The sequence below is a fragment of the Vibrio sp. sp1 genome (genome assembly GCF_016920955.1).
In the GTDB taxonomy this organism is placed as follows: domain Bacteria; phylum Pseudomonadota; class Gammaproteobacteria; order Enterobacterales; family Vibrionaceae; genus Vibrio; species Vibrio alginolyticus.
On record NZ_CP060590.1, the window covers coordinates 1,407,187 to 1,423,212 of the forward strand.

At 42.4% G+C, this 16,026-nt stretch carries 12 protein-coding genes; 4 read left to right on the forward strand and 8 right to left on the reverse strand.

What is annotated here, in order from left to right; genetic code table 11:
- Positions 1 to 174: 174 nt before the first annotated feature.
- Together rarD and H9L11_RS21745 are read right to left on the reverse strand one after the other, a co-directional pair.
- Entirely contained in the window at positions 175 to 1,080 is a 906-nt protein-coding gene (gene rarD / locus H9L11_RS21740; RefSeq protein ID WP_031778926.1) for an EamA family transporter RarD, read from the reverse strand.
- Positions 1,081 to 1,182: 102 nt separating this feature from the next.
- The gene (locus H9L11_RS21745; RefSeq protein WP_042520743.1) at positions 1,183 to 1,905 is read right to left on the reverse strand and encodes a sulfite exporter TauE/SafE family protein; all 723 of its coding nucleotides are present in this window, start codon (positions 1,903 to 1,905) and stop codon (positions 1,183 to 1,185) included.
- A 444-nt stretch (positions 1,906 to 2,349) separates the two neighbouring features.
- Between H9L11_RS21745 and H9L11_RS21750 the strand changes: the two genes are divergently transcribed.
- Complete coding sequence (locus tag H9L11_RS21750) at positions 2,350 to 2,880, forward strand: prepilin-type N-terminal cleavage/methylation domain-containing protein (RefSeq protein ID WP_005376513.1); 531 nt, start codon at positions 2,350 to 2,352, stop codon at positions 2,878 to 2,880.
- A 49-nt stretch (positions 2,881 to 2,929) separates the two neighbouring features.
- Here the strand turns inward: H9L11_RS21750 and H9L11_RS21755 are convergent, their stop codons facing one another.
- The gene (locus H9L11_RS21755; RefSeq protein WP_025998672.1) at positions 2,930 to 3,910 is read right to left on the reverse strand and encodes a chemotaxis protein; all 981 of its coding nucleotides are present in this window, start codon (positions 3,908 to 3,910) and stop codon (positions 2,930 to 2,932) included.
- 684 nt (positions 3,911 to 4,594) lie between these two features.
- On the opposite strand from H9L11_RS21755, the gene H9L11_RS21760 reads away from it, so the two are divergent.
- Positions 4,595 to 5,203 carry a response regulator transcription factor gene (locus H9L11_RS21760; protein WP_017635344.1) on the forward strand — a complete coding sequence of 203 codons (609 nt, stop codon included), beginning with the start codon at positions 4,595 to 4,597 and terminating at the stop codon, positions 5,201 to 5,203.
- Here the strand turns inward: H9L11_RS21760 and H9L11_RS21765 are convergent.
- The 5 genes from H9L11_RS21765 to H9L11_RS21785 all read right to left on the reverse strand — a co-directional run bounded on the left by H9L11_RS21765 (position 5,200) and on the right by H9L11_RS21785 (position 13,029).
- Positions 5,200 to 6,087: a LysR family transcriptional regulator gene (locus tag H9L11_RS21765; RefSeq protein ID WP_017635345.1), complete on the reverse strand. Its 888-nt coding sequence runs from the start codon at positions 6,085 to 6,087 to the stop codon at positions 5,200 to 5,202. The two genes, H9L11_RS21760 and H9L11_RS21765, sit on opposite strands and share 4 nt — an antisense overlap.
- Before the next feature lie 157 nt (positions 6,088 to 6,244).
- The gene (locus tag H9L11_RS21770) at positions 6,245 to 7,615 is read right to left on the reverse strand and encodes a GGDEF domain-containing protein (protein ID WP_017635346.1); all 1,371 of its coding nucleotides are present in this window, start codon (positions 7,613 to 7,615) and stop codon (positions 6,245 to 6,247) included.
- Between the two features lie 9 nt (positions 7,616 to 7,624).
- Positions 7,625 to 8,221, reverse strand: a complete 597-nt coding sequence (locus H9L11_RS21775) for a response regulator transcription factor (protein ID WP_017635347.1) — start codon at positions 8,219 to 8,221, stop codon at positions 7,625 to 7,627.
- Positions 8,214 to 9,380 (reverse strand): EAL domain-containing response regulator, encoded by a 1,167-nt coding sequence (locus tag H9L11_RS21780; RefSeq protein WP_054576033.1) that lies wholly within the window; start codon positions 9,378 to 9,380, stop codon positions 8,214 to 8,216. The genes H9L11_RS21775 and H9L11_RS21780 overlap by 8 nt, the downstream gene beginning before the upstream one ends.
- The gene (locus H9L11_RS21785) at positions 9,364 to 13,029 is read right to left on the reverse strand and encodes a transporter substrate-binding domain-containing protein (RefSeq protein WP_205391193.1); all 3,666 of its coding nucleotides are present in this window, start codon (positions 13,027 to 13,029) and stop codon (positions 9,364 to 9,366) included. Before H9L11_RS21785 ends, H9L11_RS21780 begins: the two co-directional genes overlap by 17 nt.
- Before the next feature lie 447 nt (positions 13,030 to 13,476).
- On the opposite strand from H9L11_RS21785, the gene ylqF reads away from it, so the two are divergent.
- Both ylqF and cqsA read left to right on the forward strand, forming a co-directional pair.
- Positions 13,477 to 14,421, forward strand: coding sequence for a ribosome biogenesis GTPase YlqF (gene ylqF / locus H9L11_RS21790; protein ID WP_005376521.1), 945 nt, complete (start codon positions 13,477 to 13,479; stop codon positions 14,419 to 14,421).
- 336 nt (positions 14,422 to 14,757) lie between these two features.
- A complete protein-coding gene (gene cqsA / locus H9L11_RS21795) occupies positions 14,758 to 15,939 on the forward strand; it encodes an alpha-hydroxyketone-type quorum-sensing autoinducer synthase (protein WP_053349163.1) in 1,182 nt (393 codons plus the stop codon).
- The last annotated feature ends 87 nt before the right edge of the window (positions 15,940 to 16,026 follow it).

Genomic DNA, 16,026 nt, shown 5'->3' on the forward strand with positions numbered 1-16,026 from the left:
AAGCGTGTCACTTGGCTATAACTATAGCGGTATCATTATGATAATGCGTCAAATAATCTCAAGTTATGATTTCTATTCGGGCAAAAAACGAAAGCCAATGCTTTATGGTATTAAAAATGCCCTCGAATGAGGGCATAAGAATAAAGAAGCTAATATGTGAGAATATTGAAACCACTATAAGGGGTGTTTGACCAGCTTTTTGCGCCGATGCCCTTTGATAATACTTTCAAAAATTGTGAACAACAGCCCTACCCAAATAAATGCAAAGGTCACCGCTTTCACTTCGTCAAACAACTCGCCAAAAAACATAACTGCCAACACAAACTGCAAGCTTGGTTCGATGTATTGCATTAGACCGACGGTTGATAAATTAGTTATACGTATTGCGATAGAATAAAATACGAGTGGTAAAAGTGTGATAGGTGCACTGCCAAAATACAAAAGCAATGTTGTGGTATCTGTGCCCGAAGCCAGTTCACCAGTTGCCCATTGTTTATAGAGCAAATATGCGAGTGCAACTGGAGTCAGTAACAACGCCTCAACAAACAAGGTTGTACTCCAGTCATAATTTATCTTCTTCTTGTACAGCCCATACAAAGCAAAGAACAACCCCATCGTTAGTGCGATAACGGGTAGCTGACCATAGTGAATCACTTGATACATAACACCAATTGTTGCCAACACTATTGCAATAAGTTTGCCTTTTGAGAGCCTATCCCCAAGAATAAATACGCCCAGCGCAACAGATACTAATGGTCCAATAAAGAAGCCTAAGCTGGCATCGATGACCCGATGATGGGTCAAAGCCCAAGTGAACGCACTCCAAGAAATACACATCAAACTGCTCGCCACAAACGTGTACCACAAGGATTTTTTATCAAGCCAGATTTCTTTCCAATTCAGCCCTCGACGGGTTATCCCAAGTACAATTAGAAACCCGACAGGTACAGACCCAATGATTCGCCATGCTAGCAACTCATCCATAGAAGCATTTGGTAAATAACGATAATAAATTGGTAGCAATCCCCAGATCACAAAGGAGAATGCTGCCATAAAAGTGCCATAACGAGTGTTATTCATAAAACTATCGCCCATCTAAACGACCAATTTGGCGTAAGTAAACAAGTCCGCCATACATAAAAAGGAATGCAATCCCGCAGTGACTTTATGATGCAGATGGCATTATTGGCTCAACGCTTGTACGACGGCGGTAAAGCCACTCACAAAACACAACATAAGTGCCCCAAACCGAATCTTTTCTTTTGGTAACGACTGGGTAGTTTTCATTGCTAGCCAGTAACCAAGCGCCGCAGCAGGTAATAGAGGAATAGTAATGACCAAATGATGCAATGTGAAGAAGCCCACTGGGATTTGTACTATTAGTGAAATAATCGAACTGAAAACAAAAAAAGCCGATAAGTTGCCGCGTAACTGATTTGCTTCTTGATGCTGCAACAATAACGCCATCGGAGGGCCTCCAATCGCAGAACTGGTACCAAACAACCCAGAAAAGAAACCAGCACATGTCATACGCGAAGGCGTAGGCTCAACCCGAAACGGTAAAACACTCACCACGACTGCAAACAGCACCAACAAACCAATCCAAAGCGTGAGAGTTTGTGTAGATACAAAAAAGAGTAGCAAGCCACCAGCAATTGATCCCGGCACTCGCCCAATCAACGCCATCTTTAAGCCGCCGATTTCAACACTACTGCGGTGCTTCATCGCATTCATCAACGAAATAAATAACGCGACTAAACAGATTGGCGCAGGAACATATTCTGGCGCCCAAAGAATCAGTAAAGGTGCGGCAACAATAGCCAAGCCAAAACCGATTGCGGTCTGGACATAAGAGCCAAGAAATATCAAACCTATTGCAAGGAAGTTTATCGAATCGAATTCCATTTAGATTATTCTTATATTTGAAAAATAAACACAAGACCAAAGCACATTCGCATGATGAATACCTCAGGCATACTGCGATATGAATTCCGCGTAGCATTCATCAAAGTGAATAAAAAGACAATCCATTTGTGCGGTTCGCCCTCATTTGCATTTTGTATTTCATTCCGCTGATGTACATGTTTGCTTACATCGAAGAGGATTCATGCTCGCCTGTTCACGCAGCATTTCTTCAGCGGAATTAATGACCTCTTAAAATCTAGCAGAATTAGACCCGTGAATTCTCCATTGCATTTAATGGATTCAGTCAATTAGTGCGGCGTCGGTATAGCACTTTACAACTCACCTCTTTATACTACTGATCGATTTATCATTACCGTACTTATTTACACAATAAACAAGTGTACGGTCAGTGTTTTTCTACCTTTAACTTGCTGTGAAAATAATATGAAAAAACAAACGGGATTTACTCTAATAGAGTTAGTCGTAGTTATTGTCGTGCTCGGTATTCTTGCTGTCACTGCCGCGCCACGCTTTTTAAACCTTCAAAGCGATGCACGTGAAGCACGTTTGGAAGGAATGAAAGGCGCTATTGCGTCAGCATTAGGCGTGGGTTATGGGAAAATGGCGATTGCGGGATTGGAAAGCAAGCCTTACGTTTCAAACTTCGTAGACAGTGCTTTAATGGCAGATTTACCATTTGACGGCTGTAATATTGGTGGTTCAAAGCGCTGTGTTTTTTTATATGGATATCCTGATTCTGATAGCGAATCGATGAAGTTACTCGTGCAAGGACTGAACGAAGAAGACTCGGATTGGAAAACATTTCATCACCCGGCTGGTTCAACAACTCGCGAAATGGTCATTGCTGCAGCCGACGAAAAAAGAGCTAGCCTTACACAATGCGGAATTTTATATGGGCCACCGCAGACTCCAAACGAGAGTTACACCTTAGATATTCTTCCCTGCCCTCAATAAAAATAAGGCTGCCAATCGGCAGCCTTATTTGTTTCATCTGATCGGTTTTTTACGCAAAGTTAAACACGTATTTATCCATCATATTCACCATGCGGCCAATCTCTGGCTTGGTAATCGTATCATTTGCGCCAAGAGATAGTGCTTTCGCTCGGTTATCCTCACTCATCAATGACGAGAACATAATGATCGGCATTTCATGAAACGCTTCGGTATCGCGTAGTCTCTTCACTAAGTGCATACCATCCATTCGAGGCATTTCTACGTCCGTAACCACCGCATCTAATAGCTCTTTAACTGGCAAGTTTTCTTCTTTCGCAACCTCGATCAAACTCATCAACTTCTCATGCGCCTCACCACCGTCTTTACATGTGATCACATTGTAGCCTGAAGAAGCTAATGTATCTTGGATCAAAGAGCGAATAAATGCTGAGTCATCCACCACCATGATCGTTTTAGCATTACGCTTACCGACCATTCTCTGGTTGAGATCCACCGACTTGTCCCCTTTCACATCGTATTTTTCCATACTCAATTCTGGGTTGATGTCTGCGATGATTTTTTCAAAGTCGAGAATCATGATCAGGTTGCCTTCTTTACGGACAACGGCTACTACACAATCTTGTTCGCCCGCTTCCAAAAACTGACTTGGTGATTCCACATCATTCCAAGAGATGCGATGAATACGCGAAATGCTGTCAATTAAGAAGCCATTGGTCATTTTGTTGAAATCCGTAACGATTACAAACTTGCGCTCCAGATCTTGTCGTGTTGGCACACCTAACCAACCAGCTAAATCCACTAAAGGCGTCAGTACATCTCTGGATGAGAACACACCAATCATATGAGGTTGTGCGTTTGGATAATCGGTTGTTTCTGGCACGCGAATCACTTCTCGTACTTTCGCAACGTTAATGCCGTAATAACAAGTTTTTGTGCTGCCATCTGGCAATGTTTTTTCTAAATGAAACTCGATGATTTCAAGCTCATTGGTACCACTTTCTGTCAAAATGGTGCTGGTTACGTTACTCATAAAGCCAATTATCCAACCAAAAATACGCATCAGAAAAAGTTTGATGCAAACGCCATGAGAAGCCATTCTCTGGCTAAAAATCCAAAAGTCCTTTTTAGTCGTTACAACAAAATTTGTAAACCATCAAAAGGACGGCTAACGCACATTTCCATACCAAACCATGTAAAATTGTCTCATTTTTGAACACGACATTATGAGTGGCCAAAGTGCGAATTAACACCTCCACTTTTAGCGACCGAGTCAATGAAAAGTTTAGAAATAATTTGAAGTGATGTTCAGCGTCAATAGCCAAACCTATCCAACAGATATCAGTGCAAAGTTGGCTACTGTGCTCATGCCTGGTGTAGAACAAGCTCTCTTCAAGTGGCATGGTATAAAACTGCGCTTGTGAACACACGAGTTTAAATCGAAGCGCTAGAGGCATCGCAAGAAAATCTGAAGGCATAGAACACTGAAAGAACACTTTCAGTTTGTTAGTTTTCTGTCAGCGTAAGTTTTAAGCAATCATCCTATCACTAGGTATTTCAATACCTGACATCGTTATTCCCATAATCAAGACACTGATTTTCACTTTTGGAAAGAGTCATTTTCCTTCCTCTTAGCAAGGTTTTTCCTACAATCCTATTCATCCAATTGCGCTGTCGCCTGACAGCACACTAGTTGATGTATTAGGTGAGGTTAACTTTGAATAATGTTCTTATTATCGACGCTCAACCATTGTATAGCGAAGCACTTGCTTCTCTAGTTGAATCTATAATCAACGCAGCTGAAGTGATTCAAACCACTGACAGTGCGGAAGTGATGGATCTTGTCCGAGGCCAAAAGATTGATTTGATTATTTTAGACGTAGTGCTTGGCGACCGCGATGGTATGCGTTTAGCCAAAAACATTTTAGCGACAGGATATCGTGGCCGACTGTTATTTGTTTCTTCACGTGACTACTCGAGTCTTTCTAAAGCAGCGTACGAAATGGGCGCAAATGGCTTCTTAAGCAAACATGAAACAAGAGAGACCATTATTGACGCAATTGTGAGTGTTTCACGCGGTTACTCAATGTTTAAGTCGACTCACACACCATCGTCGGGTAACGTAACACTTTCAAATCGCGAAGCCATGGTGTTCCATTATCTTGTACAAGGCTACTCAAATAAGAAGATTTCTGAACAACTTTCACTCAGCGCTAAAACAATCAGCACCTACAAAACGCGTATTCTGAAAAAGTACCATGCGGACACGTTGATTGAACTTCTGCATACTATTCCTCAGTCAGAAAACATTGAGTTTTGCCGCTAAGCGCTCATGTATTTTGCAATAGCACCGATTAACAACTGGTGCATTGCATCATGTCTTAAGCTTTGCTTCACCTGTACAACCACTTTTGGCCAGCCATCTGGGTAAAAATGCTCTGGCACTCTTATAAATTTATATCCATCAATTGGCGCCTGATATTCAAGTAACACGGTTGCGGCGCTTTTTTGCTTAATTAGCTTCAATACGCTGCTTACGTTGTCTAGAGCCGCAATACGGTTGATGACCATACCGTGGCTTTCCATTGCACGCTTAACGAGCTGCTCTTTCTCTTTCCAACCGATAATCTCTAACATGATAAAGGGAAGTTTGGCCGCTTCTTCCAGGGTGGTAATTCCCAGCTCTTCAGGGACAACTACCACAGCAGGCGCATAGCCGATGAACTTCTGATAAACAGATTTCGGAACATCCTCGTTGAAGTAATGTAACTGCGCATCCACTTTGCCTAGGATTATCTCTTCTATCGTATACTCTGTAATCGTTGCTATCGAAATGTGCGCCTTGGGAAACAGCGCCATTAAATCCATTGCAAGTAAATGCCCAAATGAGTATTGAGCGGTTTGCGGCAAACAAATGGTGATGTCTTTTTCGTAATTTTCCGGTTCAAACTCATCTCTAATTAGACAAGTTTCAAGCTTCTCGAGTGCATCGGAAATTTTAGGTAATTGACGTTTTAAATAGTCCGTCGGTTCCATGTGGTGAGGATGCCGAATAAACAATTCATCGTTTAGCTGGAGTCGCAATCGGGCAAGGTATTTGCTAATTGACGCTTCGCTCTTCCCCATCGCTTTCGCAACGGGCTTGAGCTGACGGTGCTTATCCAGTAAGACAAGTATTTTAAGTAAGTTTAAGTCGAGATCTTTGTTCACGTGCGACACCAGATGTAAGGTCGAGAATAAATAGAGCAATCACTATTTGTTGACTGCTCTAATATAAAAGACCACTCATTCTGTTTGGTCAAATTAATCAAACAGTTATGTCATGGTTATGTTCCGTAACTTTGCATTTAGTCAATACCAGACCTGCTTAATGGGACTTTTGTCTGTGTTTTTTCATCTCATAGAGATCTTCATCTGCACGTACAATAACGTCCTGAAGCGTTTCGTGTAACTCATTCGCCGCGATACCAGTACTCACACTAACTTCGATATCCAAGGTCTTTAGTCGGTTATCTTTAACGACACTACGAAGCTTCTTCGCCAATATTGAAGATTGGCTGATACTGCAACCTGGCAGAATCGCAACAAACTCATCACCACCAGTTCGAACTAGATAATCACTATTTCGAAACACTTTAGACATAGCATCAGCAATAATCCCAATAACTTCGTCCCCTACATGGTGACCGTAATGGTCATTGATTCGCTTGATCCTATCGCCATCTATTGCAATGACGGAATATGGCGCGGTTTCCAAACGACGTTTGAATTCGCTATCTTGAAAGACTCTGCGGTTAAACAATCCCGTTAAATCATCTTTCGTCACGTTCGTCAGTGCTTTCGCGAGGCGAAGTTTGCTCTCTTTAGATTCATAAGCTTTGTTGTAATACGCTAAAGTTACGAAAAAGAAGATGATAAACAAGAACACGTAATCCAGTACAATTTTACTGAATGGGTACATGTAAACAATGAGATTGTTGTTGTCTGCGACATATGATTGGGTGTACGCGAATGATGGAAAGGGGTAGCCAGCGAAGTAAATCACCATTTGCTTGTTCCCATTCGCAATTTGAACATCCACCGCTTTCCCATCATTATAAAGCGGCGAGAGGTACAATTGTTCCGAAAACTCTCCCACTAACTCACCTTGAAAGTAAACCGGACTCATGATGCTTATCGCCATGTCATCGGAGTATGTCGTTTTAAATGGTAGGGAAAACAATACCCGGTCCGTTAGTTGCTCTTTCCACGCGGCTAACACACAAGAATAGTTACTTTTACACCAATCAACATCAAATGTGGCTTTCACTCCCTCTAGCGCTTCAATCGGTCTCTCTAAGATGAGTTTGTTTCCAGTATAAGAACGAAAATACATAACGGCATTTTGTCGATTGAACGCATTTGATAAATACGCTTCAGCCTGATGAAGCGATTTCCGTGCAACAGCTTCAACGTAATTAAGTTTTTCATAACGTGACAGGGAGTAAATCGCATCTTGAAAGCTCAGCTCTGTTTGCGCTTCTACTTCACTCACGCTCATGCCTTTGTATTGCTCGAGCTGCGCTTCCGTCAATAGCCCCATGAGAATTACTTTTTGTTTTATTTTGGCTAAATTATTCGCGTAAGTGTTGAACTGCTTTACTTCATAAGAAATTAACACCGCACCAATCATTGTGACAGAAGTGACGAATAGTAATGTTGCGATGAAAAGAGACAACGCGATACTTTTAAGTGTCATGATGCGGTCTTACGCCCCCGCCACTCTTGTTAGCTCAACAATGTTCTTTACGTTAAATTTATCCAATAGACGACGTTTGTATGTGCTGACTGTTTTGTCACTTATTGATAGCACTGAAGCGATTTCTCGATTGGACTTTCCTTGTAATAAATACTTCATTACTGCGCTTTCTCTGCTTGAAAGTTGTGGCATTTCTCGAACGCTATTAACAACTTGCTTAAATTTGAAGAAGGTATACCCCTTCTCTACCGCTTCTATCGCGTCTTTAAGAATGTCGTGATTTTCCGATTTACACACATAGCCATCAGCGCCAGAACGAAAAGCCATTTGGCTGTACATTTGGCTAGTTTCAGCGGAGAAGAAAATGACTTTGCCTTCATAACCATGGGATTTGATACGTTTGTAGAAATCAAACCCATCGCAATCTGCCAAGTTCACATCTAAGATCAACAGTTGAATTTCTTCCTTTTTCAATATTTGTAATGCCATCTTCGCTGATGTTGCAGTAAATACCCCATTTGTTTTACCTAACTCTTCCAGCAACGACTTGATTGCAACACAAACGAGAGGATGATCGTCAAAGATCAAGTAATTCAATTTATTCATATCTTTCATTTAGTATGGTTATGGCTTCTAGTGGCATGGGTTTATCAATGTAGAAGCCTTGGCAAAGATCAATGCCATACTCACGTATCGCTTGCAGTGTGACTTCGTCTTCAATACCTTCCGCGACCAGTCGTATATTCAAACTTTTCGCTAACGCGCAAATAGCAACAACGATGTTGCGTTTTTTGATATCGCATTCGACACCTTGTACAAACGAACGATCGATTTTTAACTCGTTGAATGGCAGTTGAGCCAGTTTTTCAAACGTCGATGACCCCGTGCCAAAATCATCTATTGAGACAGTGACACCGTTCATCCTCAACTTGAGTAAATTCTTGTACAGGGACGCGCTAGTCTGAAATGTATCTCGCTCTGTAATTTCAATGGTGATTTGTGATGGGTCAATCTCGCTCTCTAAACATTGCTGTAAAAAGTAATGAGAGAACGCCGTATCTTCTAAATTTTCATGGTCTACATTGATGGATACGTTTTGCGTCAATCCGCGGTGTTTCATGTCATAGATAACATTACTCAATACAGCTTGAAACAACTCTCCAGAAAGGCGGCAACGCTCTACAATTGGCAAAAAATAATGAGGGGGTAACACACCATAAATAGGATGATTCCAACGCGCGAGCGCTTCATACCCAAGCACTTCCCCACTTTGCACATCGACTAAAGGCTGGTAATAATTTTTCACGCGCCCTTCAGCCAGAGCAAACAGGAATTCTTGATCTTCCACTTCAATAGGTTGCGCAAAGCTGACTTGTTTCGCTTTTTCATCTTTTATTTTACCCAACAAATCAACGACTTCATTTTCATCGTATGGCTTAGGCAGCTTCCCTAATACTTCAAAACTAAATCCCTCGCACATGGCTCTTACCGCAGAAATAATGGTCAATTCCATTGCACTGACCAGTACAACTTGCCCCTGGTACTGGACTTTATCGAGCATTTCCATCATATCGATGCCGTCTTTTCCGGGCATTTGGATATCACAAAAAATCACGTCAAAATATTGTTCCTGCACACTCTGAATAGCGGCATCCACACAGTTAAAAGGGATGACTTGCGCGCAATAGCGTTCCAATATTTGCGTAAGTATTGTGGTTTGTAGCGGATGGTCATCAATCACCATCACATTAAATTGTGTATTCATTTGTCTCTACCCAATAGTTTATGTTTTCGATCTCCTGCTCGATTCGTAAAATTAGCTCCGCTGTTCGCCTGTCAAACTCCGCAGCAGTAACTCGTTCTGCCTCAATACAAAGCTCAGCCAGCATGCTTACCCCTATCGTCCCAACCGCTCCTTTGATGCCATGAATGACCCGTTTTTTGTCTCGCTCAGTCGATGCGGCGTTTAAGTTTTTTATATCTGTAGACATTGATTGACTAAACACGCGCGCAATCTCTTTTGCGTCCTGTGCTTTGAACCGTTTAATCCAGCCGGGCAGCCTCCCCCTCTCTTTTTCGCCAATAAATGGAACCAAAACGGTTTTTAATTGATTAAGGTCATAGGGCTTGTAGAGCACGTCATCAATGCCGATATCTTGTGTACGTTCAATGGCAAGACGAGCATCTTCTGCTGTCACACCGATGATTGGAATTGCTTTAAATTCGGAATTTTTCACGTACCTAACAAGCTCATAGCCATCCATTTCTGGCATATGAAAATCGGTCAGCAGCAACACAACGCTTTCATCTTGGTTGATGTATTCCCATGCTTCGCGGCCGTTGTTCACAATGACAGGTTCGATTCCAAGTTCATGAAGCTGCATTGCTATCACACTTTGGTTAATGGGATTATCTTCTGCGACCAGTACCGTGCCGAGAACCCAAGAAACCACTTCTTGATTTACGTCACTAAGCTTGGTTTCTTGCTGCGTTTGGCTGAGCAAATTGAACAATGTATCTGGATATTGAATCTCTCTTAGCGTAAGACTGCCAAGTACCCTTTGTTCGTCACGCAGCATTAGGCCATTAAAACTGGCATCGCTGTCGTGTATAGGGTGAAGGTTCGCCACCATTGTTTTTAACGTCGCTGGACGCATTTTCCACGCGTCACACCACTGGCGAATATTAAGTGGTAAGCTCTCGCTATACGTCCAGTTCAAACAAACGTCTGGCTCAGAGTCGCAATGCTCAATTGGCAGTCTGACAGTAATCGTCGTGCCCAAGCCAAATTGTGAATCGATGCAGAGCACGCCGCTCATGCAGTCGATCAATCGGTCAACAATGCTTAGCCCCAATCCAGTACCGCCATATTTACGCGTAATAGTGTCATCCGCTTGAACAAAAGGATTGAGAATGCCTTCGAGTTGGTCATCCGTCATGCCGATACCTGAATCCGCCACTTTCAAAATAAGCTGCTTTTCATGAAGAATGACACTGATTCCAACTTCTCCTTCGGCAGTGAACTTCATCGCATTGGAGAGTAGATTGGTGGTAATTTGCACCAATCGCAGCGCGTCGATTTCAATGAAAGCATTCGAAAATGGTTTGATTGTCACTTTGTAATCCAAACCTTTCGCAAGCGCTCGTGGTTCAAAGCTTCGAAACACATCGCACAAGGTTTTAAGCAAGTCGGTCTTAACTGGGGCGACGGTTAAGTGCCCTGCCTCTAATTTTGAATAATCCAGTACTTCGTCTACTAGCGTATTCAAATGATTGAGCGAGCGTATGGCTTGGGCAATTAACTCGCGATTTGAATCTGCCGTCACTTGGCGATTTAGCAAATCGAGGATGCCGTGTGCTGCCGACAATGGCGTTCTTAATTCGTGACTCATGGTTGCCAAAAAGTTTTCGCGCGCACGTACCGCGGTTTGCGCTTCTTTTTGCGCATCGATTAACGCCTGCTCACGTTCTTTTTGCTGGGTAATATCTTGAATAACAGTCAGTACAAACTTGTTCTTACCGCTAGGAGAAGCGATGACTTTGCGTTCTCGATATACATGTTTAATATCAAGTTCACAGCCCGACGAGGCAACCTCTTCTGAAATACGCTTTCCAGCGATAACAGTGGTCAGTTCATCAAAATTATTCACCAGAGGAGCGTGCGCAGAATCACTTTTCAACTTACATTGTTGGCACTGTTTACTGTTGTAGTTGGCACAATTGCTCATCTCCATATGGTTATTTTCACTATGGATAAAAACCAAGCTATTGATCTCTTTGATGATGTCCATCAGCCATTGCTTTTCCGCTTCCTCATTGTCAGCATTAAATTCGGCTAACCTCACTTTAAGTCGCATGTGAGATAAGATGAAATACGCCGCAATTAACATGAGACAGAATATGAATGAACCAGCAACAACAAATGTAGCGATCTGCTCCGCGTCATAGCCATAAGTCAGTTTGAAGCTTCGGTGAGAACGCAGCAGTTTTTCGATCTCGTTAGAATCAATGGTTTCGATGATGCTGTTCAACATGTGTTGAAGTTGTGTATTGTGGTTTGCAACCGCAAATGCATTAGAGAACGTCAAAACGTCCTCCGCATTGATCACCAAGCCATCGACTTGATCTTGTGCAATCATGTTGTGAACGATATCGTCAGGAATGTAAGCCACATCCAAAACGCCCGATTTCAAATCGGTAAGCAGCTTTTTCAAATCATCATAATGATCAACTTGGCCTTGCTGCCAAGTGCCCAAATGAACTAACCCTTGCTTTTTCAAAGTGAGCAGAATACCCGCTTCTTTCAGTGCAGGTTTATCGCGCTTGCTCTGCTCCGCTTGGATAGCCACGTAATTACTGTGCATGAATGGTTTAGTGAACAACCAATCTGACTTAGGTAGCTCACCCACATAAGAGATGGGGACTATATCGGCATCAAATGCCGTTAATCCATTTGAAAGGCTCGACGTCGGCTTCACATACTTAAAGCTCAAGCCAGTACGAGACTGCAATAAGTCGACAAAATCTGGAAAGAAGCCATCTAACTCGCCCGTTTGCGAATCTCGGTAGAGAAACGGATAAGCTTCGTCACTGCTGCTGTAAGTTATCACTAGTTTGTTTTGATGATTACGTCGGTAATCTACCAATAACTTATCACTGATATGGTAAGGATTTTTCGAGGCGACGGAGCGAATGTTTTTTCCATTTTGCTCCCACTGAAGGATTTTGTTGATGTCATCGATCAGACTCTGTTTGTCCAACGAAGCGATAAAACTCACCTCTTCGTTTTTCAACCAACTGGGAATATCGACAACCCCTTTTACAATGTCATTCAAATCCAAATATTGGGTAATACCAACATAAGTGTAAATCAGCGCGTTCGCTTTACCTCGCTTAACTTCATTAAACGCCTCTAAACGTGTTTTAACATAATGTATCTTATCGATACCACGTTCAGTGAGGTTGTCACAATACACACTGCCCTCAACACACACCCATTTAAGATCACGCGCATCACTATCTCGGTAAGTGGCATTCCGATACCAAACAGCGATAGTGCTCGAAAAGAAAGGCATCGAAAACAAGAAACGCTTTTCTCTTGCTGCTGTTTTACTAAATCCAACCGCACCATCAATCCTCTTGCTTTCGACATCCGCAAGTAAAGACGGAATATGCTTGTAAGTCCGAAGTTCTAACTCATAATCCAGAGCTTTAGTAATGTTAGACAAATACTCAAGACTAATTCCGTACGAAGGACCAACGCTACCGTCAAACGAGTCTTTAGCTTCGTCTTGCGCAATAACACCAACGATGACCTTCGGTTTAGGACTCTGTTTGGCAGTTGAGCAAAAAGAACTCGCTAAAAAAATTAAGGCGACGGACGATACCGTAATACTTCTAAGAATACTGAGCATGACTGCTTCCTCTGAATGGAAGCTCAGACTAGTTTTTGTCAGATAAAAGTCAAACTTAGCTCAATAGTGAAATAAAAATAACACTCTGATATAAAAGTAAAAAACCAAAATTCGTCAGAACAATCTGACAACACAATCCACCTTTGACTACACAGCGTTTGCGTTCGGTCTCTCACCCAGACGGATATTCACTGCGAGTCGGTATACATAAGGGATGTGTGCTTTTAGGTTTGCACGCCATAGCTTTTTACTTTCATCTTGAATGATTCATCATCATTCCATGATAAACTGGCGTATTAACATGAAAGAAAGCTCAACTCCGCGGTTTCGAGCAGCTTGAAGTAAACACAGTTTTAGAAAATGCGTTCTAGTATTGTATTACTCAAGACTCACATTGCTACTTTTACAACCGCTGGAGCATTAGAAAAATTAAGGTATTAAATTCAAATGGTTAATAACTCAATCCAGTGGTTTCCTGGCCACATGCACAAAGCACGTAAAGAGATCGAAGAAGCAATCCCTCAAGTGGATGTGATCATCGAAGTACTGGATGCTCGTATTCCTTTCAGTAGTGAAAACCCTTTGATTTCTCAAATCCGTGGTGACAAACCTGTCGTTAAAGTTTTGAACAAACGTGATTTGGCCGATCCAGAGTTAACTCAACTGTGGATTGAGCACTTGGAGCAAGAGCAACATGTAAAAGCAATGGCGATCACGACTTCTGAACCACAAGAAGTGCATCGAATCATGGAGCTTTGCCGCAAACTTGCCCCACACCGAGAAGAAATTGGTAAAAACATTCGCACCATGATCATGGGTATCCCAAACGTTGGAAAGTCGACGATCATTAACACCCTCGCAGGCCGAACAATCGCTGTAACAGGTAACCAACCCGCGGTTACACGTCGTCAACAACGTATCAACCTGCAAAATGGCATCGTATTATCTGATACTCCAGGGATTTTATGGCCAAAAGTGGAAAATCCACACAGTGGCTTCCGCCTTGCGGCTACTGGCGCGGTAAAAGATACAGCGATGGAATATGACGAAGTCGCATTCTATACCATTGAATACCTAGCAGCTCATTATGCAGACAAACTTAAAGAGCGTTATCAAATTGAAGAGCTTCCAGAATCAGATATCGAGATCATGGAAGAAATTGGTCGTCGCCGCGGTGCACTACGTGCAGGTGGACGTGTTGACTTACACAAAGTATCAGAGATCTTATTGCACGAACTTCGTCAAGGCACTTTGGGCCAAATTACATTAGAACGCCCAGAAATGATCACTCAAGAGCTGATTGAAGTCGAGATTGAGACCGCCCGTAAAGAAGAAGAAAAAGCGAAGCGTAAAGAAGAGCGTCGTAAGCGCTATTTACGTAATAAGCGATAAGCTTGTCTTTTATCTACTCATGTTTCAAGGCGCGATTTTCGCGCCTTTTTTGTTATCTAATGCGCCCATTTTTTTCACTTTTCAAACTTTATATTCCTCATCCAAAATCCAGATATGAAGCACGAAAAAACACCGCAAAATCGCCGTATAAACTTTAAGCACAAACTAGTTTAGACCCCGGGCCCCTATAGAGTTACAGCCACCATCCAACCCTCAAATGTCGAGTTTGCAAGGGTCTGCAAACTTATGCAACCTGGTTAGTGACACTCTCCCCAAAATCCGCAATATGAATAAGTGTCAGCGCTGGCGTTTTTCCATATGAAGAAGAGATTTATTATGAGTGAAACTATACAAAGCAAACCACTTCCCTCCTTTATCGAGGAACGCCTAGATTTTTATATTCAAGATCTAATCGAACCGAATGAGAACAAAAAACACCTTGTTCTTGGTAAACGCCCACCGTGTAATGCCGTTGTCCTGCAAAGCAATGATTACCTTGCACTGTCTCATAATAAGGAGATTCAAAACGCGCATCGTGATGCGATTTCCCAGCACGATGACAACGTCGTGATGTCCGCGATTTTCTTACAAGATGATGAATCGAAACCTGCATTTGAAACGCAACTAGCCAGTTTCGTTGGTATGCCTAGTTGTCTACTTTCTCAATCTGGTTGGGCTGCGAATGTCGGTTTATTGCAGACTATTTGTGCACCGAACATACCTGTGTACATTGATTTCTTTGCACATATGTCTTTGTGGGAAGGCGCACGTATTGCCGGAGCACAAATTCATCCGTTCATGCATAACAACACCAGTCACCTAAGAAAACAGATTTCACGTCACGGTTCAGGGATCATTGTTGTGGATTCGGTTTACAGCACTATCGGGACCATCGCTCCTCTACGTGATATCTACGAAATAGCACAGGAGTTTGACTGCGGCCTGGTTGTAGATGAATCACACTCTTTAGGTACACACGGTCCACAAGGTGCGGGGATACTGCAGGGTCTTGGCTTAACTCATAAGGTAGATTTTATTACCGTTAGTCTTGCCAAGACATTTGCTTATCGTGCTGGCGCGATTTTAGGCCCAGAAAAACTGGCGAAGACGCTTCCATTTGTGGCGTACCCTGCAATATTTAGTTCTACCGTATTACCGCAAGAGATCATTCGGCTAGAGAAAACACTGGACGTCATAAGAAAATCAGATGATAAGCGAGATATTCTGTTTGAAAGAGCCAAGTCTTTAGCCGTTGGTTTAAAACGCATTGGATTTACTATTCGCAGTGAATCACAAATTATCGCATTAGAATGCGGCAACGAGAGAAACACTGAGCGAGTCCGCGACTTTCTCGAAGAGCGAAATGTTTACGGCGCAGTGTTTTGCCGCCCTGCAACTGGAAGGAACAAAAACATCATCCGTTTTTCAGTCAATGCAGACATGACAGCTGCTGAAGTTGATCATGTACTCACTGTCTGCCAACAAGCATTTGCACACCCTGACTTAGAGTTTGTGTAAGTTAGTGTGTAGATAAAACTAAAGAGCTCAACAGTTTTGCTGAGCTCTTTATTCGTGTTATTCGTTGTGAGCAACTCGCCTCAAGAA

Excerpts from the sequence above, each read along its gene's own strand:
- H9L11_RS21745 (WP_042520743.1), bottom strand. The coding sequence starts at position 1,905 with ATGGAATTCGATTCGATAAACTTCCTTGCAATAGGTTTGATATTTCTT.
- ylqF (WP_005376521.1), top strand. The coding sequence starts at position 13,477 with ATGGTTAATAACTCAATCCAGTGGTTTCCTGGCCACATGCACAAAGCA.
- H9L11_RS21785 (WP_205391193.1), bottom strand. The coding sequence starts at position 13,029 with ATGCTCAGTATTCTTAGAAGTATTACGGTATCGTCCGTCGCCTTAATT.
- H9L11_RS21780 (WP_054576033.1), bottom strand. The coding sequence starts at position 9,380 with ATGAATACACAATTTAATGTGATGGTGATTGATGACCATCCGCTACAA.
- H9L11_RS21775 (WP_017635347.1), bottom strand. The coding sequence starts at position 8,221 with ATGAATAAATTGAATTACTTGATCTTTGACGATCATCCTCTCGTTTGT.
- cqsA (WP_053349163.1), top strand. The coding sequence starts at position 14,758 with ATGAGTGAAACTATACAAAGCAAACCACTTCCCTCCTTTATCGAGGAA.
- rarD (WP_031778926.1), bottom strand. The coding sequence starts at position 1,080 with ATGAATAACACTCGTTATGGCACTTTTATGGCAGCATTCTCCTTTGTG.
- H9L11_RS21770 (WP_017635346.1), bottom strand. The coding sequence starts at position 7,615 with ATGACACTTAAAAGTATCGCGTTGTCTCTTTTCATCGCAACATTACTA.
- H9L11_RS21750 (WP_005376513.1), top strand. The coding sequence starts at position 2,350 with ATGAAAAAACAAACGGGATTTACTCTAATAGAGTTAGTCGTAGTTATT.
- H9L11_RS21755 (WP_025998672.1), bottom strand. The coding sequence starts at position 3,910 with ATGAGTAACGTAACCAGCACCATTTTGACAGAAAGTGGTACCAATGAG.